Raw genomic sequence first — 21,637 nt, 5'->3', positions numbered from 1 at the left:
GTGGGGGCTCGTCTGCGGTCTCCAACAGGCATTACACGCCGACCGGTTCGATGTCGTCGACGCGGCCCAGCCGCCACTGTCCGTCGCCCAGCAGTTCCAGGTGAGTGTTGTGGTGGCGGTGGACCGTGGTGCGGTGGGTGACGCTCACCAACACGGTGTCGGGCAATTCGCGACGGATCAAGCTGTAGATCATGAATTCCAGCGGCTCGTCCAGCGCCGAGGTCGCCTCGTCGAGGAACACCACCTTGGGTTTGGTGAGCAGCACCCGGGCGAATGCCACGCGCTGCTGTTCGCCGGGGGAGAGCACCTTTGCCCAGTCGCCGTCCTCGTCGAGCCGGTCGACGTAGCGCGGCAGCGCGACCGCGAGCAGCGCGTCCTGGAGCGCCTTGTCGGGCAGGTCGCCGGGTTGGTGCGGATAGCAGACCACCGTCCGGAGATCGCCCAGCGGAACGTAGGGCACCTGCGACAGGTACAGCGTCTCGTTCTGCCCTTGCGGGCACCGCACCGTGCCTGAGGCATACGGCCACAGCTGGGCGATGCTGCGCAGCAGCGTGGTCTTGCCGGTGCCCGATTTGCCGGTGATGATCATCGCCTCGCCGGCGGCCAGGGTCAGGCTGAGGTCATCGATCAACTGCTCACCGGCCGGGTTGCGTACCTCGACGTCACCGAGCTCGACGAGGCTGGCCGTGCCCGGTGCGAGTTCTGCGACGTCCAACTCGGGCAGTGCGCGGCTCTGCTCGTCGGCGACCACCAGCCCGTGTAGACGGATGATCGAGGCCCGATAGCCCGCGAACGTGTCATAGGAGTTGCGGAAGAACGACAGCGCATCCTGGATGGCGCCGAAGGCCGCCACCGACTGATTGACGGTGCCCAGCTGGATCTGACCGGTGAACAGGCGCGGCGCCTGCAACATCCAGGGCAGCGGAATGATGATGTGGTTCATCGACAGGTTCCAGCCGGTGAAGGCCAACGTCCGGTTGACGAAGTGTTTGTAGTTGGTGACGACGGCGGCGAAGCGGTCCCGCAGCTGTGACCGCTCGACGTTCTCACCCCGGTACAGCGCGACCGACTCGGCGGCGTCGCGCAGCCGCACCAACGCGTAACGGAATGCGGCGTTGAACTTTTCGTTGTTGAACGACAGCCGGATCAGCGGGCGGCCGAGTGCGAAGGCGATCACCGTGGCGAATGCGACGTAGACGAACACCGACCAGAACATGGCCCGCGGTATCTGGAGCCCGAAGATGCTGAGGTCACCCGAGAGGTTCCACAGGATCGAGGTGAACGAGATGACCGAGACGATCGACGAGATGGCGCCGAAAGGCAGGGTGCCGTTGCTGGTCTGGTGCGGGGTGTTGGGCTGCGGGCCCGACAGTGCGGTGAACACGTCGATGTCGGACTGGATGCGCTGATCCGGATTGTCGATGGTCTGGTCGATGAACCGGGACCGGTAGTAGGCGCGGCCGTCGAGCCAGTCGCCGGTGAGCCGATCGGTCAGCCAGGCGCGCCAGGCCAGCATGAACCGCTGCGTCATGAACAGGTCGACCAGCACGCGGCCGACCAGGATGGCGGCCAGCACCATGAACGTCAGCAGCGCGATCCAGAAACCTTTGATCCCTGAAGTTCTCACCTCGTCGTTGCCGGTGGCCAAGCCCTCGACGGCGACCTGTGCCGAGGTGAACAGGTCGTTGCCCTGGTAGCTGAACAACACCGACAGCCGCACCCCGATGATCACCGACAGCAACATCGCGGCCAGGATCAACCAGGGCTTCACGCTGTGCCGACCGGTGAAGTACGCGCCGGTGACGGCCCAGAACTGACGGCCCCACGTGGTGAACCGGGCGATCAGGGTCAGCACCGCCAGGGTGCAGATCGCTGTGATGGTCCAGGCCTGCGCCAGCCACCACAGGGAATGCAGAAGCTCGTTGCTCCAGTCGATCGAGGGCGAGAACGGTTTCACTTCGTTCACGGGAATCGACTCCTGGTCTGTCGCGCGTCTGCGTGAAGCTACCGCAGTCGGGGGTCCCGGGCTCTGCGCAACACTCACTGCACGATGCGGCGGATTGCTGCTCAATAGTGACTGCAATCCTCGGCACTGAGTTCGATATATAGGTAATCTCGCATAGGTCCGCCCTCGGGTCGTTAGGAAATCTGTTGGTGCTCTATGTGTTTCGCTGTGCGTCCGGCTGTTCTCCCGTCGAACGGCGCTTTTCGATGAATGCCCGTCCCGATGCGATCGACTGCCCGGACTGTGGCGGGCCCGCCCGCCGAATGATCGCCTCGCCAAACCTGGGCCGTGCGGACAAGTCCGCCTTGGCCCTTCACGACGCGACCCGCTCTACAGCTGACCGTCCAGCGGTCACCACCGGCCCGCTGCCGACGACCAGGCGACAGAAAGTCAGCACGAACCCGCTTCATCAGAAGTTGCCCCGTCCCTGATGTCCTGAAGGAGAAGCAATGCCCGAGGTTGTGTTCCCGCTCGACTCGACCAAGAAGTTCACCGATCAGGAGAAGCTGGGCCACAACCGGTGGCACCCCGACATCCCGGCCGCGGTGACGGTCAAGCAGGGAGACTCGTTCCGGGTGCACTGTCGCGAGTGGTTCGACGGCGCCATCGTCAACGACGACTCCGCTGACGACATCCTCAACGCCCCGTTGACCACGGTGCACGTGCTTTCCGGTCCGATCGCCGTCGAGGGCGCCAAGCCGGGCGATCTGCTGATCGTCGACATCCTCGACGTCGGCCCGATCCCACAAGAGGATTCCGGCCCACTGGCAGGCCAGGGCTGGGGGTACACGGGCATCTTCCCGAAGCTCAACGGTGGCGGCTTCCTCACCGACCAGTTCCCCGACGCCTACAAGGCGATCTGGGACTTCTCGGGTCAGAAGGCCACCTCACGCCACGTGCCGCACGTGGAGTTCACCGGCATCGTGCACCCCGGGCTGATGGGCACCGCGCCCTCGACCGGGCTGCTGGCGAAGTGGAACACCCGCGAAGCCGCGCTGATCGCCACCGATCCCGACCGGGTGCCGCCGCTGGCCCTGCCGCCCGAGCCGCGCGACGCCATCCTCGGCGGGCTGACCGGGGATGCCTTCACGAAGGCGGCCGCGGAGGCGGCCCGCACCGCTCCGCCCCGCGAGAACGGCGGCAACCAGGACATCAAGAACCTCACCAAGGGCAGCCGGGTGTTCTATCCGGTGTTCGTCGACGGGGCCAACCTCTCGGTCGGTGACTTGCACTTCTCCCAGGGCGACGGCGAGATCACCTTCTGCGGCGCCATCGAGATGGGCGGGTTCATCGACCTGCGCGTCGACGTCATCCCCGGCGGCATGGATACCTACGGTGTGAGCGAGAACGCGATATTCATGCCCGGCAACACCGATCCGCAGTATTCCGAGTGGCTGGCCTTCTCCGGAACCTCGGTCACACTCGACGGTGAGCAGCGGTATCTGGACTCGCACCTGTCCTACCAGCGGGCCTGCCTGCACGCGATCGACTATCTGACGAAATTCGGATACAGCCCCGAGCAGGCCTACCTGTTGCTGGGCGCCGCACCCATCGAGGGCCGCCTGTCGGGCGTCGTCGATATTCCGAATGCCTGTGCGACAGTGTACATTCCGACGGCGATCTTCGATTTTCCGATCGCGCCTTCGGTCACAGGGCCGACGAAGATCGACCCGGGTATCGGAGCGCCGCACTCGTCGTTCGACTGAGCGCGCACGTATATCCTCGTCACCGGACCCCGATGCGCCGAGCCGGTGCCGGCACGGTCGGCGGACCGTTGACAGTCGGGGAGGGCTGAAAGGATCGTGCAATGACGCCGCCTCCCGGTGCTTCGCGGCTAGGCACCCGGTTCGGACCGTACGAGCTGAAATCGCTGATCGGTGTGGGCGGCATGGGGGAGGTGTACCGGGCCTACGACACAGTCAAGGAACGCATGGTTGCGGTCAAGCTGCTGCGCACCGAGATCGCGGCCGACACGAGCTTTCAGGAGCGGTTCCGGCGCGAGTCCAGGGTGGCGGCCCGGCTGCAGGAGCCGCACGTGATCCCGGTGCACGATTTCGGCGAGATCGACGGCGTGCTGTACATCGACATGAGGCTGGTCGAGGGCGCCAGCGTCAAGGAGCTGCTGCGGACCAACGGACCGCTCGCCCCGGCGCGGGCCACCGCGATCGTCGCCCAGGTGGCCGCGGCGTTGGACGCCGCGCACGCCGACGGCCTGGTACACCGCGACATCAAGCCGGAGAACGTGCTGCTCACCCCGGATGACTTCGCCTACCTCGTGGACTTCGGTATCGCGCATGTCGGCGGCGAGGCCAGCGTCACCATGACGGGCGTGCTGATCGGTTCCAGCGCGTACATGGCACCGGAGCGGTTTTCCGGCGGCCCGGTCGGACCGGCCGCCGACGTGTACGCGCTGACCTGCCTGCTCTACGAGATGCTGATCGGCCGGCCGCCTTATGAGACGGGTGATCTGCGCCAGCTGATGAGCGCCCACATGTTCTCCCCGGCGCCGCGGCCGAGCATCATGCGCCGCGGCATACCGCGTGCGTTCGATGACGTCGTGGCCAAGGGCATGGCCAAGGATGCCGTCGACCGCTATCCCAGCGCCGGCGAGCTGGCCAAGGCCGCCCGCGCCGCGGCAGGCACCGCCACGGCTCCCGCGCCGGCCCCGCCTTCGGTGCCGCCCACCCCGACGCCCGCGCCCGCGGCACCACCTGCTCCGCAGCCGCAGCAGTCGCAACCGACACCGCCGCCACCGAGCACCCGCGAGTTCTCGTCGATCTACCCCAACCCGGACCACACCGGCTTCACGCCATATCCACCGGCACCTCCGCCTCCGCCACAGCAGGCCGCCCCGAGGCGCAAGCCGCGGTTCACCCGGACTCAGCTCACCCTGATCCTGGTCACGGTGGGGCTGTTCGGGATCGCCGCCGTGCTCGCCGCGGTTCTGGCCGGCGGCGGCGACGGCACCGCCACTCGCGAGACGCTCACCGCCCCGACGCCGCCCAGCGCAACGTCGGAAGCACCGACGACGACCACCACCACGTCCGGGTCGGCGACGGCCAATGTGAGCGGCACCGACGAGCAGGGCTTCATCGACCACACCGCGCGGTGCCCGGCAGGCAGCACCCCGGCCGCGGTGATCCGGACCGCGTCCTCACTGGCGGTGATCTGTCAGACCGGCGCCGACAGCTTCTCCTATCGCGGCGAGCGGCTCAGCGACGGTGCCAACCTCCAGATCCCCACCGCCGAGCGGTCGGGCAACGGCTTTGTGGCCGTCAACCCCGCCGACGGCGCGCGCTATGAAGTCGGGCCCGACGGCCTGACCATCAGCAGCTACGGCAAGGTCGACTCATCCGAGCCGCCGCTGGAGTACGGCGAACGCTGAACGCCGAGGCCGCAGAATCAGGAGGCCCTCCTGGCCGCGTGAGCTCGTGCGGGAACCGGTGCGTACACCGCGACGGGATTGGTCTTGCCCTTGAGCGCCACGCCCGGCCGGGATTCGAAATCGCCCCGGTCCCCGCTGAGCTGATCCAACGTCGCGGCGGTGAGCAGCACCGTGTCGCCGGTCTGGCGGGTCGCTGTCTCGACACGGGCTGCGATGTTCACCGCGTCGCCGATCACCGAGAACTCCAAACGGCCTGCGCCACCGACATTTCCGGCCACCACAGGTCCGGAATTCAGGCCGACGCCCACTGTCAGGCTGCCGCTGAACTCTTCGTGCACCGCGTCGGCGATCTGCAGCGCAGCGCCGAAGGCGTCATCGGCATGGCGGTCCTGACGCCGGGGCGCCCCGAAAACCGCCATCAGTCCGTCGCCCGCGTATTTGTCGACGTGGCCACCGTGGTCGTGCACGATGGGGACGATCCGCTCGAACAGCCGGTTCAGCGTCGCGACCACCTCGGTGGGCCGTAGCCGCTCGGCGAGCGTGGTGAATCCACGGACGTCGACGAACATCAACGTGACATCGAGCTCCTGGGCTTCCAGCGATCCGGCGGCGCACAGGATGTGTTCGGCCACATCGCGATCCACGTAGGTTCCGAAGGTGTGACGGATGCGTTCCCGTTCGGCCAGGCCGGCCGTCATCGTGTTGAATCCGGCTTGCAACCGGCCGATCTCGCTGGCGTCGTCGACCTCCACCCGTGCACCGAAGTCACCCGCCTGGACCTGGGCCAGGGCCCGGTGCAGCGCGGTGATGCGTTCGGTGACCGACCGGATGGCGATCAGGATCGCGAACAGGCCCACCACGATCGCCAGGGCCACCAGGATCAGGATGGCCGCGAAGGTGCGCTGGGCCCGGAAGCCGATATCGGCCAGGTAGCCGACCGCGAGCACCGTGATGCCGAGCAGCGGAACGCCCGTCGCCAGCAGCCACGCCATCACCAGCCTGCGCCCGATCGTCGGCCCGATCCGCCGGTGCGGGGTCGTACCGTCGAGTGCCCGCGCCGATATCGGCCGCATCACCCGTTCGACGATCAGATACCAGACCGCACTCGTCGAAATACCGCCCAGCGCAACCACACTGAAGATGTACACCGCCGTGGACACCTGCTGAGTGAGGGCCAGCGATCCGAAGACCACCGCGCCGACACCCCACACTGCGGCAGACAACCGCACCGCCTCACCAGAGGCGCCCAGCGTCATCCGCTGTTCCTGGACGGTGGGCTGACGGCCCTCGGTGAGCCAGGTCGTGCTGGCGGCGAACCGGTGCCGGCGGACCCGCAGCATCACCGGAATCGCTACTGCCAGGAACACGATGAGCACGGTGCCGCCGCGCATCAGCAGGCGTTGCGTGTCCGCCGGGCTCAACACGATGGGCGCGGCAAGGGCCAGGAAAGCGCCGACGATCCCGCCGCCCCCGGCACCGACCACGGCCGCACCCCACACCCACCGCTTGAACGTCTGATCGCGAAGTTCGATCCCCATCTCGGCGCTACCGACATGGGGCGCGACCACGATCGGTGTCCCGAGGTGTGCCAAGCCGTTGACGGTGGCGTCCATGGATAAAGCGTGGGCGCATGGTGTCGGAGCTCGATAGGGTACTTCGCTACCTGTTTCGGCTTCGGCGCGCGAAGCCGGTGGGTACTGCCGGCGGCCCTTTAGTCTGGAATCGGATGCACGAACGGAATAAGGGGACGCACATGAGGGTAGTGCTCGGTTATGACGGGTCGCTCGCGGCCAATGCGGCGATCAGGAGTGGCGCCGCACTGTTCCCGGCCGCCGACGCCGTGGTCGTCTATTTGTGCACACCGCCGTTCGGCAGCAAGGGGTTGCGTGCCCGGTTGCGCCACTCGGCGCGAAACGTCGACGAGCTGATCGATCTCGTCGACCGCGAAAGCGACGGTGAGGCCGCCCGGTTGGTCGACACCGGGGTCACCCTGGCGCGGGCGGCCGGTTGGAATGCCGAGCCGTTGGTCAAGCGCACCTGGGCGGGTGAGGGCCTGGGGGTGGCGCAGGTGGCCGAACAGCTCGAACCCGACGTGTTGATCGTCGGCGCCCGCGGCATCGGCGCGAGCGACTCGAAACTGGGCAGTGTGTCGGATCTCGTGGTGCATCACGCACCCCGTCCGGTGCTCGTGGTGTCCCAGAACATGATCTCGGCCGAATACGACGCCGTGGCCGATGGTCCCGTCGTGGTCGGTGTCGACGGCTCCGCCGGTTCGCAGCGGGCGTCGGCCGCGGCCCGCGCACTGTTCCCGACGCGCGAGGTGGTCTCGGTCGCTGTCGAGGACGGAAACGCGGTCGAGGACGGCGAGGTGGAGGCGGCCCAGCGCGTGCCCCGCTTCCGTGGCTCCGGTGCCGGCGCCACTGCCGACGCGCTGGTGGCTTTCGCCGAGGAACGGCGGGCCGGGGTAGTCGTGGTGGGCTCACGCGGGCGCTCGGCGCTCAAGAAGGTGCTGCTGGGCAGCGTGGCTTCCGCGACGCTGCAGCGCACCTACCGGCCGGTCCTGGTGGTTCCGGGCGGTTAGCCGCGGCGGCCCTGACGTTCTGCGGCGCGTTCGGCCGCACGAGAGTGCTCGGCGGCCGTGACCACGACCGCGTCGGGGCCGGGATAGACCGTCGCCTCGTGGCCGGTGACCAGCCACCGCACCACAAACGGTGGCGATCCGTCCTCGGTGCGCACCTCGAGGATCTCGGCGTGCTGCTCGTGCTGGTCGGTGGTGGCGCCTTTGACGACCAGGAAATCGCCGACGTGGGCTTTCATCGTCCGCTCCCTTCGACGTACCCGTCGGACACCTCTATGGTGCGCGCGTCGGGCCGTGGAAGGAACCGGGTGAGGAGAAAGATTCACACGTGAACATTGCGCAGCCCGCGCGCGTTGCGCAGGCCCGAGCAGTTGTAACAGCCAACGCAGCCGACGCAGTCTCGGCACTGGGCGCAACCGACGCACCCCACGCACCGCAGACACGCGAAGCATCCGATGCAGGCCAGGCAGCCCAACATCGCGAAAGACAGTACGGTGAGCGCACTTCCGGCCACCGCCGCGCTGCCCGCCGTGGCCGCCGACCCGGCGATGCCGGCACTGGAGGCGGTGGCAGCGGAGCCCGCCACACCGGCGCTGGTGACCGTCGCGGCCGATCCCGCCACCGCGGCGCTGACCGCAGTGGCGGCCGACCCGGCGACCGCCGCGCTGCGGTGCGTCGCGCGGGACAGCGTTGTGGCGCTCATCCCGCCGTCTTTCCCACGTCGACCGTGTAGACCGCGCCGTGCACGGCTGCCGCGTCGTCACTGGCCAGAAATGCGATGGTCTTGGCGACATCGGCCACGTCCATCATTCCGCGGGGCGCGGCGATCCTCATGATCAGATTCCAGTCGGCGTTCTCCGGTGCGGCGAACTCGGTGGTCTGCGGGGTGAGCATGCCGCCCGGGCACACCGCGTTGACGCGCAGGCGCTCCGAGGTGAACTCGATGGCCAGGGCGCGGGTGAGCCCGACGAGGCCGTGCTTGGCCGCACAGTATCCCGCCGAATAGACCTCACCCTCGATGCCTGCGATGGAGGCGACGTTGACGATGTTCCCGCCGGCCTCAAGCAGGTGGGGCAGCGCGGCCCGGCACAGGAAGAACGGACCGTTGAGGTTGACCGCGAGATCCTTGTCCCAGTCCTCGTCGGTCACCGACACGGTGTGGCGCATCTGGTGAAATCCCGCGACGTTGATCAGTGCGTCGAGACGGCCGAACTTCTCGACGCACTGCGTCACCGCATCCCGGCAGGCTTGCGAGGAGGAGATGTCCACCGAGGCGTAGGCACCGCCCGGGACATCCTCGAACACCGTCGCCATGCGTTCGGTGTCGCGGGCGACGCCGAACACCGACGCGCCGCGCGCGGCGAACAATTGGGCAACCGCCGCGCCGAGACCCGATGAGGCACCGGTGACCAACGCGACCTTTCCGTCCAGAGCAGTCATGGCTCACACCTTCTCACGCGGCCTGGCCGGTGGAACCGCGGCCAGCAGTGTGCGGGTGTAGGAGTGCTGCGGAGAGTCGAACAACTCTCTGGCGGGGCCGTACTCGACCACCTCTCCGGCCCGCATCACCAACACGTCGTGACACATCCGGTGCACCACCGCCAGGTCGTGGGCGATGAACAGATAGGTCAACCCCAGCTCGCGTTGCAACTCGGACAGTAGGTCCAGCACCCTCGACTGCACCGACACGTCCAGGGACGCCGTCGACTCATCGAGAATGAGCACATCGGGTTCGGTGGCCAGTGCGCGGGCGATGCTCACCCGCTGTCGCTGACCACCGGACAGCTCGTGCGGATAGCGCGACGCGAAGTCTGTTGGCAGACCGACGAGTTCGAGCAGCTGAGCAACTCGCGCAACACGGGCGCGGCGTCCCGAGGTCAAGCGGTGCACCCGAAGCGGCTCCCCGATCGCGGCGCCGACGCGGGCTCTCGGGTCGAGTGAGGCGAACGGATCCTGGAACACCAGGCTGATCCGCCGGCGCAGCGCCCGCCCGCCGGAATAGACGTCTGCGCCATCCAAAGTGGCGGTCCCCGCAGACGGTTCGGCGAGCCCCGTCAGCGCTGCGGCCACCGTCGACTTGCCCGAGCCCGATTCGCCGACGATCCCCAGTGTTGTCCCGCGTCGTAGCTCGAAGGAGACGTCCTTGACGGCGTGCACCGAGCCGTACCGCACATCAAGCCCGTTGGCCTGCAACAAGACCGGTGCGTCAGCTGCGGCCGGGGCGGGTCCGGCCCCGTCGAGCAGCGGGCGTGCTGCCAGCAACTCGCGGGTATAGGCGTGCTGCGGGTGGTCGAACACCTCAAGGATCGGCGCCTGTTCGACCGCCTCGCCGCCGCGCAGCACGGTCACCTCATCGGCCACCTGGCCGATCACCCCGAGGTCGTGGCTGATCCACACCACCGCGGTGCCGAAATCCCGTTGCAGGTCGGCCACCAACTCGATGATCTGGGCCTGCGTGGTGACATCGAGTGCGGTCGTCGGCTCATCGGCGATGAGCAGTTCCGGATCGCAGGCCAGAGCGATGGCGATCATCACGCGCTGGCGCTGCCCGCCGGACAGTTGATGCGGGTACGAGTCGAGCCGATCAGGGGACAGTCCCACCGCATCCAGTAGCTCGCCGGCCCGGACGCGCGCCTGTCGGCGGGTCATGTTGCGATGTGTCTCAAGGGTTTCCGTGATCTGGCGGGCCAGGGTCAGCAGCGGGTTGAGCGACGTCCCGGGATCCTGGAAGACGAAACCGATCCGGCTGCCGTGCACCGCCCGCAGCGCGCGCGCCGACGCGCCGATCAACTGGGCGCTGCCGGCCAAGGTGCTGGTGCCGGTGACCACCGCCCCCGGTGCGTCCAACAGGCCGGTGGCGGCCAGCACCGTCATCGACTTGCCCGACCCGGATTCACCGACGATGCCGACAGTCTGCTCCCGGGCCACGTCGAACGACACACCGCGCACGATCTCGCGGCGACCGATCGCCACCCGTAGATCGCTGACACTGAGTACCGGATGGCTCATTCGCGTCCCGCCCTTCTCGCCTCGATCGACGTGCGTTGTTTCGGATCGAGCACATCGCGCAGCCCGTCGCCGAACAGGTTGAACGCCAACACCATCACGAAGATCGCCGCTCCCGGGAACACCGCCATCCACCAGGCCAGCGTGACGAAGCCCTGCGCGTCGAAGATCATCCGGCCCAGCGACGGCTGCGGGGGTTGGATACCCAGCCCCAGAAATGACAGCGCCGCTTCGGCCAGGATCGCGAAGGCCAACGACACCGACAGCTGAACGATCAACGGCCCGGCGATATTCGGCAGGATGTGCCGGACCAGGATGTAGCCGTCTCCGGTGCCCATACTGCGGGACACCGCGACGAACGGTTCCACCCGCACGCCCAACGCGGACGCCCGGGCGACCCGCGCGAAGATCGGGATGTAGACGATCCCGATCGCCAGCATGGTGGTGGTGATACCCGGGCCGAGGACCGCCACGATCGCCAGCGCGAGCAGCAGTACCGGGAAGGCGAACATGACATCGACGACGCGCATCACCACGGTGTCGACCCAGCCGCCCCGGTAACCGGCGAGCACCCCCACCAGCACGCCGATTCCGGCGGCCAGCGCGACGGAGATCAGCGCGACGCGCAGCGAGGCCGCGATCGCCACCAGCACGCGTGAGAACACGTCGCGGCCAAGCTCATCGGTGCCGAACCAGTGCGCGGTTCCCGGGCCCTGCAGGGCGCTGGGCACATCGATGTCGTTGATCCCGTACGGGGCGATCCAGGATGCGGCCAGCGCGACGACGAGCACCGCGATCAGCACGGCCGCGCTGATCGCGGTGACAGGATTCGACATCAGCAGCCGCCACGATGCGACGCGGGTATCTGGCGTGGTGGTCATGACAGCCGGATCCTCGGGTCGACGACCGCATACAGGACATCCACCAGCAGGTTGATCAGCAGGAACAGCACCGCGATCAACAACACCGCGCCCTGGATCACCGGATAGTCGCGGGCGGCAACGGAATTGAACACCAGCCGGCCCAACCCCGGCCAGGCGAACACGACCTCCACCACGATGACCCCGCCCAGGATCGTGGCCAGCTGGATCCCGGTGATGGTCAACACCGGCAGCAGCGCGTTACGCACGATGTGGCGGAAGGTCACCACCGGCGGTGCCAAACCCTTCGACCGCGCGGTGCGGACGTAACCCATGGCGGCGACCTCCAGCACCGCCGAGCGCACATAGCGCGTCATGATGGCGCCGGCCACCAGGCCGACGGTGAGCCCGGGAAGGATGATGTGGCGCAGCCAGCCGCCCGGATCGCTCAGCAGCGGGCGGTATCCGGACGTGGGCAGCCAGCCCAGCGTCGAGGCGAACACGCCGATCAGCAGGATGCCCAACCAGAAATCCGGTACCGACACCCCGAACTGACTGGCGACGCGCACGACCGCGTCGGCGGCCCGGCCCTCCCGCAGTGCGGCGAAGATCCCGGCGGGCAGCGCAATCGCCAGCGCGATGAGGATGCCGACCACCCCGAGGGACAAGGTGGCAGGCAATCTGTCGAGCAACGTCACCGTGACCGGGTCGCCGTTGCGGAAGCTGACGCCGAGATCGCCGGTCAATGCCGAACCCAGATAGGAGAAGAACTGCTCGACGATGGGCCGGTCCATGCCACTGGCTGCCCGCAGCGCGTCGTAGGCCTGCGGGGTGTAGCGCGTGCCGAGTGCGATGCGAACCGGATCGCCGGGCACCAGGTGCACCAGGGCGAACACCACGATCAGGACCCCGATGAGCACCACGGCTGAATACAGCAGGCGTCGGGCCAGGAACTCCACGACGGGATGATTCACTCGCATCGCGCGCAAAGCGTTTTGGGTCAAGGGGTTTCACCTCCGTCAAGGTCGGCGGTGCGGAACCGGACAGCACCGTCGCGGCGCACCTGATAGCCCGACAGGGTGTTGGTCCAGGCCTGGATCACCGACGGGTTGTACAGGTAGATATAGCTGGCCTGATCCGCGATGCGCGTTGCGGCCTTGGCATAGATGTCTTTTCGCTTATCCACATCGGTTTCGGTACGGCCGGCGTCCAGCAGCCGGTCGACCTCGGGGTCGGAGAACTTCTGCGCGTTGCTCGTGCCGTTCGTGTGGTGCTGGGCGTAGTAGAAGTCGTCCGGGTCGATGTTGCCCAGCCAGCCCATCATCAGCATGTCGAAGTGGCCGTTGTTCTGTTCGTCGAGCCAGGTGGCGAAGTCCACGGTGCGGATGTTCACCGTGATGCCAAGTGGCGCAAGGTTGTCGGCGATGATCTGGGCTGCCGTCACCGTCTCGGGGTACTCGCTGGTGACCAGCATGTCGAGATCGCGTGGTGCCGCGGCTGCCTCCTGGAGGAGGCCTCGCGCTGTGTCCACCGAGTAGTGGTAGCGCTGGTAATCGGTGAACCACGGGCTGCCGCGTGGGATCGCCAGCTGATTGACCTGCGCGGTGCGATAACTGGTGGCCGCCGCGATCGCATCACGGTCGATCCCATAGGCAATGGCCTCCCGCACCCGTGGGTCGTTCCACGGCGGCCGGGCCTCGTTGAGCGCGAGATACCAGTAATCGTTGCCGGGGATGAGCGCCAGCGTCAGCGAGTCGTCGTCGCGCAACTGGGCCACCCGCTGCGGCGGCACCGAATCCGTCCAGTCGATCTCGCCGGCCTGCAGTGCCGACAACGCCGTCGAGGGCTCCGAGATGAATCGGAACGTCACCCCGGAAATGGGGGGAGCGCCGCCCCAATACCGGGTGTTGGCCTTGAGGGTGATCGAGTCGCCGCTGCGGCGTCCGGCGAACGAGAACGGGCCGGTGCCGATCGGATGGGTGGCGATCTGCCCGCTCTCGACGTTGGCGCGCTGCACGATCGCCATGCCCTTGAACCCGCCGAGGTTGGTCAGCAGGTTCGGCGTGGGTTGGCGGACCGTGATCCGCACCGTCGCCGGATTCGGTGCGGTGACGCTGCTGACGGCACTGAACTTGTCGACGTTGGTCAGCTGCTCGTCGATGATGCGCCGGTACGAATAGACCACGTCATCGGCGGTCAGCGGGCTGCCGTCATGCCAGCGCACGCCGTCGCGCAGGTGAAACGTCCAGGTGAGTTGGTCGTCGCTGACCTCCCAGGACCGCGCCAGCGCGGGGCGCATCTGCAGGTTCTCGTCGGGCTCGACCAGGGTGTCGAACACGTTCTCCAACACCTCGAACGAGAAGTAGGCACTCGTCCGGTGCGGATCGAGTTGATCGGGTTCCCCCGCGATTGCTGCGATGAGATTGCCCGCCGCTTCGTCGCCGAGGTCTACCCGGCTGCCCGTCGAACAAGCCGCCGAACAGGCAGCCAGCACGAATACCAGGACTGCCGCCAACGCTTTCATCGCCGGTCGTGTGGTCACGATTACTCCAGGATCACCGCGGGCGATCCGCCGTACGCTCACCCGCTGGGGCCGTCACGGGAGCCGGTCAGAGGTATACCCGACCCATACCGGTGACGACGCTGATGAAGACTGCGATACTCACCCATTGTGACGTTCAAGCGCACGGCCACTGCAGCCGCCCTGTTCTCGTCGGTCGGAATCGGACTCAGCCTGGGGGTTGCCGCCCCCGCTCAGGCCGAGCCCCTCATGCTCGGCGTCTACACCTATTCCCAGGAGGGCGGCAAGACCGACACCTGGAGTGTCTGGCCGTCGTGTGTGCCGACCGTCGGCGATCTGCGTGAGCCGCTGGAGCTGGCGGTGGCCTGCCGGCTGCATGTGGAGACCCAACGCGTCAGCGTGGGTGGTGACGCCAGGCTGGTCGGCGGGCAGTGGACGTATTCGACGTCGATCAAGGAGGGGATCGAGTGCGCCGACGGCAGTTGGGCGCCGATCACCGAGACCTACAAGTTCGATGACATCGCGCTGAGAGGTACGCGCAACGTGGCCAACAACGAGGCGTGCGGCGGCACACTGGCTCCCGCGATCCACACCTTCCCGTTCACGCTGGCCTACAGGGAGCCGCTGAAGACGCACGTCGAGCCCTATCCGCTGGATTGCGAGCCCGGTGGTCTGCGGTGGTGCACCTAGGCCCGACGGAGTAGGCGCAGTGCTACCGCTGATCGACGGCAAGGTCGTCGACATCACCGGACCGGGCCGCACCGACCGGTTCGGGGTCACCGCCACCGATCTCGGCGCGTCGATCATCGCGCCCAACGGCAAGCTGGTGTCGGTCTTCGGTGACACCTTCTCGGGGAGCCGGGTCGGGCAGGGCGACTGGCGCTCACCCGTGGTGCTGATCGGCACCGGCGACGCCAACCACGAGATCGTCTACGAATCCGCAGGGGGAGCCGACCCCGACTATGCGCGGCAACTGTGGCACTACATCCACGACGACGAGGCATCCGGGTGGCGGCGCGGCGGTATCAGCACCGTGATCCCGTCGGATCTGCTGCGGGTCGGTGACTCGCTGTACCTGCACGCGATCGTCAATCACGGCTTCGGCACGGTCATCTGGACCGAGATCTGGCGCTCCGACGACAGCGGGGTGTCCTGGACCCATCTGGGTGAGGAGGCCAAGTTCCCGGCCGACCTGCACGACGGTCACGCGCAATGCTGGTCATGGGACTTCGATCCCCACGACGGCTGGGTGTACGTGGTGGCCACGGGATTTCAGCGCGACAAGGGCATCATCCTGATGCGGGTGCGACCCGATCAGATCGGCCGACGGTCGCAGTACTCGAGCTGGGGGTTCACCAGCGGGCGCTGGCAGTGGGGGCGGCGGGCCACGCCGATCACCCCGCCGGACGAGCATTGGGGTGAGCTGACCTTCCGCCGCACCGGCCCCGGCAGGTGGGTCCTCGGCGGATTCCTGGCATCGTCATACGCGTTGGGCTACCGGGTCGTGGCCTCCCCGGTTGCCAACATGTACACCACGCCGGTCCAGACACCGATCCTCGGATCGTCGTGGCAGGCCGAGGATCACGACGGCAGCAAGGTCGCCCAGCTGTACGGCGGCTATCTGCTGCCGGGCTCACGCTTCGGCATCACCGGCGGTGTCGGGCTGGTGGTTTCGCAATGGCGCACCGACACCGGATGGCCTTACCGGGCAATGCAATTCAAGGCCGGGCTGAAGGACACCAGCAAGACACCGCATCAGCCCGACCCCGTGAACCTGTGACGGTCAGGCGGTGAAACCGCCGTCGACGTTCCAGTTCGCCCCGGTGACGAATCCGGACTCCGGGCCGGCCAGGAAGCTGACCACGGCGGCGATGTCGCTGGTGTGACCGTAGCGGCCCAGCGCGGTGGTTTGCCTTACGAGATCGGCGAATTCACCTTCGTCAGGGTTCAGATCGGTGGCGATCGGACCCGGTTGCACATTGTTCACGGTGATGCCGCGGGGCCCGAGATCGCGGGCCAGCGCCCGTGTCAGGGACGACACCGCACCCTTGGTCATCGCGTACACCGCAGTCCCGCCGGTGGGCACCCGATCGGCATTGATGCTGCCGATGTTGATGATTCGCGATCCTTCACCGAGATGCGCTACCGCACTGCGGATCGCCGAGTAGACACCACCGATGTTGATCGCGACCAGCCGGTCGTACTGCTCCTGCGGAAACTCCTCGATCGGTGCCATGAAGGCGGTTCCGGCGTTGTTCACCAGAACGTCCAGACCGCCGAGATCAGCAACCGTCTGCTCGACAGCTGCGGCGACCTGAGCAGGCTCGGCGCTGTCGGCCTGGATCGCCACGACCTTCGCCCCGTCGGCGGTCAGCTCGGCCACGAGCTTGTCGGCCTCGACCGCAGACGCGCCGTAGGTGAACGCGACCGCGGCTCCGTCGGCCGCCAGCCGTCGCACGATGCCCGCGCCGATTCCGCGGGATCCTCCCGTCACCAGTGCGCGGCGTCCGGTCAAAGTTGGCGTGGTCATGGTGTCGGCCCTCCGCGGGTTGTTCGACGATTGCGAATGATGTTGGGGTCAAAGCTGATCGCGGCATGATGATTCCCGATGTGACCGGTATCACCTATGGTGTGGGCGTGAGGAAACGCGTAGTGGTCTGGGGTACCGGGTTCGTCGGACAGATGGTCATCGCCGAGATCCTCAAACACCCGTTGTTCGAACTTGTCGGCGTCGGTGTCAGCAATCCGGACAAGGTGGGCCGCGACGTCGGCGAGATCTGCGGCCTGGGGGATGTCATCGGTGTCCGGGCCACCGATGACATCGAGGCGCTCATCGCGCTGAGGCCGGACGCGCTGGTGCACTACGGGCCGACAGCCGCCCATGCCGACGTCAACATCGACGTGATCAGCCGCTTCCTGCGGGCCGGTATCGATGTCTGCTCCACTGCGATGACCCCGTGGGTCTGGCCTCAGATGCATCTCAACCCGCCGGCCTGGATCGAGCCGATCACCGAGGCCTGCGAGGCCGGCGGGTCGTCGTGTTTCACCACCGGGATCGACCCGGGCTTCGCCAACGACCTGTTCCCGATGACCCTGATGGGCCTGTGTTCCGAGGTGCGCCGCGTACGGGCCTCGGAACTGCTGGACTACACCAACTACACCGGCGACTACGAGTTCGAGATGGGCATCGGTAAACCGCCCGAGCACCGGGCTCTGCTGGAAACCCCGGACATTCTCATCTTCGCTTGGGGCGCAACGGTTCCGATGATCGCGCACGCGGCTGGCATCGAGCTCGACGAGATCACCACGACATGGGACAAGTGGATCACCCCGGACGAACGCAAGTCGGCCAAGGGCATCATCGGAGCCGGCAACGTCGCGGCGGTGCGCTTCACCATCAACGGTGTCTACCGCGGCGAGACCCGCATCCAGCTTGAGCACGTCAACCGCATCGGCCTGGACGCCGCGCCTGACTGGCCCTCCGGAAATGACAACGACGTGTACCGCGTCGACATCGAGGGCACCCCGAGCATTTCTCAGGAGACCGCGTTCCGATTCACCGACGGCTCCGGCCGCGATGCCGCCGCCGCGGGGTGCCTGGCCACCGGATTGCGCGCGCTCAACGCGGTGCCCGCGGTCAACGAACATTCGCCAGGATGGGTAACGCCCCTGGATCTACCACTGATTCCAGGGCTGGGAACCATTCGCTAGGTAACGCCTGCCCCGTCAAAAGAGATGGACTACCGGATAGGGTTCCTTCTCGAAACGGGGTGACATGTCTGACGGGATCGGGTTGTCGATTGGTTCGACCAACCTCGCAGCAGTGGTGGTGGGCCGCGCCGCGGTGACGCGTTCGCCGGTGTTGACGCTCTACCCGCATCGGGCCGCGGAAGTGGGTGTACCCAGCGAAAACCCCAACCTGAACGAACGCGGGCTGATCCTCACCGACTTCGTCGAACGGGCGGGTGACCCGGTCGGAATACTGGCCCCCGACGGGTCGACCCACCGAGGCGAAACCCTGCTCGCCGAGGCGCTGGGCGCGCTGCTGCGCACGCTGACCCGGGGCCGCCCGCCGGTTGACCCCATCGCCATCACGTATCCCGCGCACTGGCGGACCAACCAGGTCGAGGCGCTGCGCTCCGCGCTGGCCGCCGTCGGAGATTTCGACGATCCCGTGCTGGTGTCCGATGCGGTCGCTGCGTCGGTCGCCCTGCAGGACAACCCGGGTGTGCCGGCCCGCGGTGTGATCGCCGTGTGCGACTTCGGGGGGAGCGGCACCAGCATCACGCTCACCGACGCCGACAGCGGCTATCAGCCCATCGCGCCGACGATTCGGCATCCCGACCTCTCGGGTGACCTGATCGACCAGGGGCTGTTGACCCATGTGGTGAACGACTTGTCGGCCGCCGGAACGATCGATCTGGCCAGCACCTCGGCCATCGGCTCACTCGGTCGCCTGCGCGGTGAGTGCCGCCGCGCCAAGGAGCGCCTGTCCACCGAATCGGTCACCGCGTTGGTCGCCGAACTGCCCGGGCATCGCAGCGATGTGCGGTTGAACCGCAACGAACTCGATGAGGTCCTCGCCGAACCGCTGCGGGAGTTCGTGGCGGTCCTGCACGGCGCGGTAGAACGTGCGGGCCTACGCCCCGGCGATCTCGTGGCGGTTGCCTCCACGGGCGGCGGCGCCAGGATCCCGGCGATCACGACAACGCTGTCCGAGCACCTGCGCGTGCCGGTGATCACCGCGCCCCAGCCGGAACTGACCGCGGCCATCGGCGGCGGTCTGATCGCCGTGCGAGGCATTGCCGAAGAGGGAATGACGGCGATGGCCCCGGCCTCCGACGGCGCCTTCTCGGGGGACCCGCCGACTGCCGCTGCCGCCTTGGTCGCCCCCGAACCGCCGGCCGCGGCCCAGGCACTTGCCTGGTCCGATGCCGACGACGTTCCCGACGTCGCGCCGGTGGCGGACTACCAGGCGGAGCGTTACGGCGACGATTACGGGGCCGACTTCGACACCGGCTTGGAGCCCGCGGGCGGAGGCACGGCGGCGCGGCCGCGAATCGAGTTCGGCGAGCGTGAGCTGACCGAACGCGACGAGGTCGCCGCGCTGCCCTGGTACCGCCGGCCGCCGGTGATGCTCGGTGCCGGTGCCGCGGCGGTGCTGGTCGCCGTGGTCGCGGTGTTGATCACCATCACCGGCGGTGACGAGCCGACCCGTCCGGCGTCCACCTCCAAGGCGGTCCCGTCGACGACTGCCACCTCCGAGGAGCCCGCGCCTGCCGCGCCGGTGAACGAACCGGAGCCCGTCGACGCACCGCAGACCGTCACACGCGAGGCTCCAGCCCCGCAAACCGTGACGCAGACCGTCGAGCAACCTGCCCCGGAGGCGCCGCCGGTGACGGAGAACCCGCCGCCCGCCGAGACGCCGACACCGACGAGTGAGACCCCGCCCCCGACGACGACCCAAGCGCCGCCGACGACGACCCAAGCGCCAACGACCACCCAGGCGCCGTGGAGCCCCACTGCGCCGTACCCGACGATCCCCGGCCTGCCGTGGGTCCCGGCACCCGGTGGCGGGCACACCGGAGGCTGAGGTCGGCCGGTCGACACTGGCATCGCGGGTCGCCGCCGATCAATATGGACAGGTGCACAACGGCCGGCAGAAACGTGACCACAGCTTCGAAATCACCAGGCTCGCGATAGCGGGGCGTTCATGAGCACCGGTGCCGAAGTGGTGGTGAACCGTCTGCTCGCCGAAGGCGTCGACGTGTGCTTCGCCAACCCGGGTACCTCGGAAATGCACTTCGTCGCGGCGCTGGATGCCGCTCCGGCGATGCGCCCGGTGCTGTGCCTGTTCGAAGGCGTCGCCACCGGAGCCGCTGACGGGTACGCGCGCATCGCCGGTAGGCCCGCTGCGACGCTGCTGCACCTGGGTCCCGGAATGGCCAACGGCCTGGCCAATTTGCACAACGCCCGCCGTGCGTTCAGTCCCGTTGTCAATGTCGTCGGCGATCACGCGACCTACCACCAAGCTCTCGACGCCCCGCTGGAATCTGACATCGATGCGCTCGCGCGCTGGGCGCACGGTTCGGTTCACCGGCCGGAATCTGCCGCCGATCTGGACGCCGCCGTCCACGCTGCGGTTCAGAGCGCGACGAGCACGCCGGGGCGCGTCGCCACCCTGATCCTGCCCGCCGACTATTCCTGGGGCAGTGAACCGCAAAAACCCGTGCGGGACAATCTGGTTGGGCAACAGGGAAGCTCGCCTGACCACACCGACACCTTGGATCTCGCTGGTGCCGCCGAACTGCTCCGCGCGCAGGGCGAGCGTGCAGTGTTGTTGCTCGGCGGGGCGGCCACCGGTGTCGGCGGTCTGCAGGCGGCCGCCCGGATCCGCGCGGCCACCGGTGCCCGCGTTCTCGTCGAAACGTTCCCGGCAAGGCTGGCCCGCGGTCAAGGTGTGCCCGCCATCGAACGCCTCGGCTACCTGGCCGAACAGGCGACTCAGCAACTTGCCGGGTCAACGCATCTGGTGCTGGTCGGCGCCAGATCGCCGGTGTCGTTCTTCGCCTACCCGGGCAAGCCGAGCGTGCTGGTGCCTGACGGCACCGAGGTCCGCAACCTGGCCATCGACGAGTTGGCCCGTCTCGCAGGCGAATTGGGTGGGCAATTGCCCAACACGCCCCAACCCGATCCTGTTGAGCTGCCGACGGGCACACTCAACCCGCAGAATCTGGCGCAGGTGATCGCCGCGCTGCTGCCGGAGAACGCCATCATCTCCGACGAGGCCAACACCAGCGGGGTGTTCCTGCCGGCGGCCACCGCGTCGTCTCCGCGTCACGATGTGCTCACCCTCACCGGTGGTGCGATCGGACAGGGTCTGCCGGTGGCCGTGGGGGCCGCCATCGCCGCACCGGACCGCCCGGTGATCGCCCTGCAGTCCGACGGCAGTGCCGCATACACCATTTCGGCACTGTGGACCATGGCGCGCGAACACCTCGACGTCACTGTGGTGATCCTCAACAATCATGCCTACGCGATCCTGCAGCTCGAATTGCTGCGCGTGGGCACCCAGGCCGATGGTGAGCGGTCGCGCTCCCTGCTCGACCTGAGCCGGCCCGACATCGACTTCGCCTCGATCGCAGAAGGATTCGGCGTGCCGGCCACCAGGGCCGGCACGGCACAGGAGCTCGCCGACCAATTCCGCGCGGCGCTGGCCGAGCCGGGCCCCCACCTGATCGACGCCGCGCTGCCCACCTGGTCACCGGGATGACCACGGTGG

General features: G+C 67.7%; 18 protein-coding genes. 8 read left to right on the top strand and 10 right to left on the bottom strand.

All coding sequences use genetic code 11. The features are described from left to right. Positions 1-31: 31 nt before the first annotated feature. Positions 32-1,966, bottom strand: coding sequence for an ABC transporter ATP-binding protein/permease (locus QQ25_RS20080; RefSeq protein WP_039321905.1), 1,935 nt, complete (start codon positions 1,964-1,966; stop codon positions 32-34). Positions 1,967-2,454: 488 nt separating this feature from the next. On the opposite strand from QQ25_RS20080, the gene fmdA reads away from it, so the two are divergent. Further along, positions 2,455-3,711: a formamidase gene (fmdA, locus tag QQ25_RS20075; protein WP_039380629.1), complete on the top strand. Its 1,257-nt coding sequence runs from the start codon at positions 2,455-2,457 to the stop codon at positions 3,709-3,711. 101 nt (positions 3,712-3,812) lie between these two features. Further along, positions 3,813-5,390, top strand: coding sequence for a serine/threonine-protein kinase (locus tag QQ25_RS20070; RefSeq protein WP_039380627.1), 1,578 nt, complete (start codon positions 3,813-3,815; stop codon positions 5,388-5,390). Between the two features lie 17 nt (positions 5,391-5,407). Here the strand turns inward: QQ25_RS20070 and QQ25_RS20065 are convergent, their stop codons facing one another. Continuing rightward, positions 5,408-7,003 (bottom strand): adenylate/guanylate cyclase domain-containing protein, encoded by a 1,596-nt coding sequence (locus tag QQ25_RS20065; RefSeq protein ID WP_234711945.1) that lies wholly within the window; start codon positions 7,001-7,003, stop codon positions 5,408-5,410. Positions 7,004-7,143: 140 nt separating this feature from the next. Here QQ25_RS20065 and QQ25_RS20060 point away from each other — a divergent pair, with 140 nt between their 5' ends. Further along, positions 7,144-7,971 carry a universal stress protein gene (locus QQ25_RS20060; protein ID WP_039321897.1) on the top strand — a complete coding sequence of 276 codons (828 nt, stop codon included), beginning with the start codon at positions 7,144-7,146 and terminating at the stop codon, positions 7,969-7,971. Here QQ25_RS20060 and QQ25_RS20055 read toward each other — a convergent pair. The 7 genes from QQ25_RS20055 to QQ25_RS20025 form a co-directional block, all read right to left on the bottom strand. Then, positions 7,968-8,207: a DUF1918 domain-containing protein gene (locus QQ25_RS20055; RefSeq protein ID WP_039321894.1), complete on the bottom strand. Its 240-nt coding sequence runs from the start codon at positions 8,205-8,207 to the stop codon at positions 7,968-7,970. The genes QQ25_RS20060 and QQ25_RS20055 overlap by 4 nt on opposite strands. Before the next feature lie 83 nt (positions 8,208-8,290). Then, a complete protein-coding gene (locus QQ25_RS20050; protein ID WP_039321891.1) occupies positions 8,291-8,671 on the bottom strand; it encodes a hypothetical protein in 381 nt (126 codons plus the stop codon). Continuing rightward, positions 8,668-9,408, bottom strand: coding sequence for an SDR family NAD(P)-dependent oxidoreductase (locus QQ25_RS20045; RefSeq protein ID WP_039321889.1), 741 nt, complete (start codon positions 9,406-9,408; stop codon positions 8,668-8,670). Before QQ25_RS20045 ends, QQ25_RS20050 begins: the two co-directional genes overlap by 4 nt. Positions 9,409-9,411: 3 nt before the next feature. Further along, positions 9,412-10,977, bottom strand: coding sequence for a dipeptide ABC transporter ATP-binding protein (locus tag QQ25_RS20040; RefSeq protein ID WP_039380625.1), 1,566 nt, complete (start codon positions 10,975-10,977; stop codon positions 9,412-9,414). Further along, entirely contained in the window at positions 10,974-11,855 is an 882-nt protein-coding gene (locus tag QQ25_RS20035; RefSeq protein ID WP_039380623.1) for an ABC transporter permease, read from the bottom strand. The genes QQ25_RS20040 and QQ25_RS20035 overlap by 4 nt, the downstream gene beginning before the upstream one ends. Beyond that, entirely contained in the window at positions 11,852-12,814 is a 963-nt protein-coding gene (locus QQ25_RS20030) for an ABC transporter permease (RefSeq protein ID WP_039380622.1), read from the bottom strand. Before QQ25_RS20030 ends, QQ25_RS20035 begins: the two co-directional genes overlap by 4 nt. Positions 12,815-12,834: 20 nt before the next feature. After that, positions 12,835-14,358, bottom strand: coding sequence for an ABC transporter substrate-binding protein (locus tag QQ25_RS20025; RefSeq protein WP_052235933.1), 1,524 nt, complete (start codon positions 14,356-14,358; stop codon positions 12,835-12,837). 147 nt (positions 14,359-14,505) lie between these two features. Here QQ25_RS20025 and QQ25_RS20020 point away from each other — a divergent pair, with 147 nt between their 5' ends. Both QQ25_RS20020 and QQ25_RS20015 read left to right on the top strand, forming a co-directional pair. Then, positions 14,506-15,045, top strand: a complete 540-nt coding sequence (locus tag QQ25_RS20020; RefSeq protein WP_039380620.1) for a hypothetical protein — start codon at positions 14,506-14,508, stop codon at positions 15,043-15,045. A gap of 19 nt (positions 15,046-15,064) precedes the next feature. After that, positions 15,065-16,135: a glycoside hydrolase family 183 protein gene (locus tag QQ25_RS20015; RefSeq protein ID WP_039380619.1), complete on the top strand. Its 1,071-nt coding sequence runs from the start codon at positions 15,065-15,067 to the stop codon at positions 16,133-16,135. A 3-nt stretch (positions 16,136-16,138) separates the two neighbouring features. Here QQ25_RS20015 and QQ25_RS20010 read toward each other — a convergent pair whose 3' ends face one another. Beyond that, entirely contained in the window at positions 16,139-16,885 is a 747-nt protein-coding gene (locus QQ25_RS20010) for a 3-oxoacyl-ACP reductase family protein (RefSeq protein WP_039321873.1), read from the bottom strand. A gap of 68 nt (positions 16,886-16,953) precedes the next feature. Here QQ25_RS20010 and QQ25_RS20005 point away from each other — a divergent pair, with 68 nt between their 5' ends. From QQ25_RS20005 to QQ25_RS19995, 3 genes are all read left to right on the top strand, one after another. Next, complete coding sequence (locus QQ25_RS20005) at positions 16,954-18,066, top strand: NAD(P)H-dependent amine dehydrogenase family protein (protein WP_052235987.1); 1,113 nt, start codon at positions 16,954-16,956, stop codon at positions 18,064-18,066. Positions 18,067-18,130: 64 nt separating this feature from the next. Further along, on the top strand, positions 18,131-19,948 hold the full coding sequence (locus QQ25_RS20000) for an Hsp70 family protein (protein WP_039380617.1): 1,818 nt from the start codon (positions 18,131-18,133) through the stop codon (positions 19,946-19,948). Positions 19,949-20,068: 120 nt separating this feature from the next. Further along, entirely contained in the window at positions 20,069-21,628 is a 1,560-nt protein-coding gene (locus QQ25_RS19995; protein ID WP_039321862.1) for an acetolactate synthase large subunit, read from the top strand. The last annotated feature ends 9 nt before the right edge of the window (positions 21,629-21,637 follow it).

This window comes from Mycolicibacterium setense (genome assembly GCF_000805385.1).
In the GTDB taxonomy this organism is placed as follows: Bacteria; Actinomycetota; Actinomycetes; order Mycobacteriales; family Mycobacteriaceae; genus Mycobacterium; species Mycobacterium setense.
The sequence above is the reverse complement of the archived record's forward strand: the minus strand, read 5'-3'. Positions and strand labels throughout refer to the sequence as shown.

Coding starts and splice junctions, on each gene's coding strand:
- fmdA (WP_039380629.1), top strand. CDS start 2,455: ATGCCCGAGGTTGTGTTCCCGCTCGACTCGACCAAGAAGTTCACCGAT.
- QQ25_RS20070 (WP_039380627.1), top strand. CDS start 3,813: ATGACGCCGCCTCCCGGTGCTTCGCGGCTAGGCACCCGGTTCGGACCG.
- QQ25_RS20065 (WP_234711945.1), bottom strand. CDS start 7,003: ATGGACGCCACCGTCAACGGCTTGGCACACCTCGGGACACCGATCGTG.
- QQ25_RS20060 (WP_039321897.1), top strand. CDS start 7,144: ATGAGGGTAGTGCTCGGTTATGACGGGTCGCTCGCGGCCAATGCGGCG.
- QQ25_RS20055 (WP_039321894.1), bottom strand. CDS start 8,207: ATGAAAGCCCACGTCGGCGATTTCCTGGTCGTCAAAGGCGCCACCACC.
- QQ25_RS20050 (WP_039321891.1), bottom strand. CDS start 8,671: ATGAGCGCCACAACGCTGTCCCGCGCGACGCACCGCAGCGCGGCGGTC.
- QQ25_RS20045 (WP_039321889.1), bottom strand. CDS start 9,408: ATGACTGCTCTGGACGGAAAGGTCGCGTTGGTCACCGGTGCCTCATCG.
- QQ25_RS20040 (WP_039380625.1), bottom strand. CDS start 10,977: ATGAGCCATCCGGTACTCAGTGTCAGCGATCTACGGGTGGCGATCGGT.
- QQ25_RS20035 (WP_039380623.1), bottom strand. CDS start 11,855: ATGACCACCACGCCAGATACCCGCGTCGCATCGTGGCGGCTGCTGATG.
- QQ25_RS20030 (WP_039380622.1), bottom strand. CDS start 12,814: ATGCGAGTGAATCATCCCGTCGTGGAGTTCCTGGCCCGACGCCTGCTG.
- QQ25_RS20025 (WP_052235933.1), bottom strand. CDS start 14,358: ATGAAAGCGTTGGCGGCAGTCCTGGTATTCGTGCTGGCTGCCTGTTCG.
- QQ25_RS20010 (WP_039321873.1), bottom strand. CDS start 16,885: ATGACCACGCCAACTTTGACCGGACGCCGCGCACTGGTGACGGGAGGA.
- QQ25_RS20005 (WP_052235987.1), top strand. CDS start 16,954: ATGATTCCCGATGTGACCGGTATCACCTATGGTGTGGGCGTGAGGAAA.
- QQ25_RS20000 (WP_039380617.1), top strand. CDS start 18,131: ATGTCTGACGGGATCGGGTTGTCGATTGGTTCGACCAACCTCGCAGCA.
- QQ25_RS19995 (WP_039321862.1), top strand. CDS start 20,069: ATGAGCACCGGTGCCGAAGTGGTGGTGAACCGTCTGCTCGCCGAAGGC.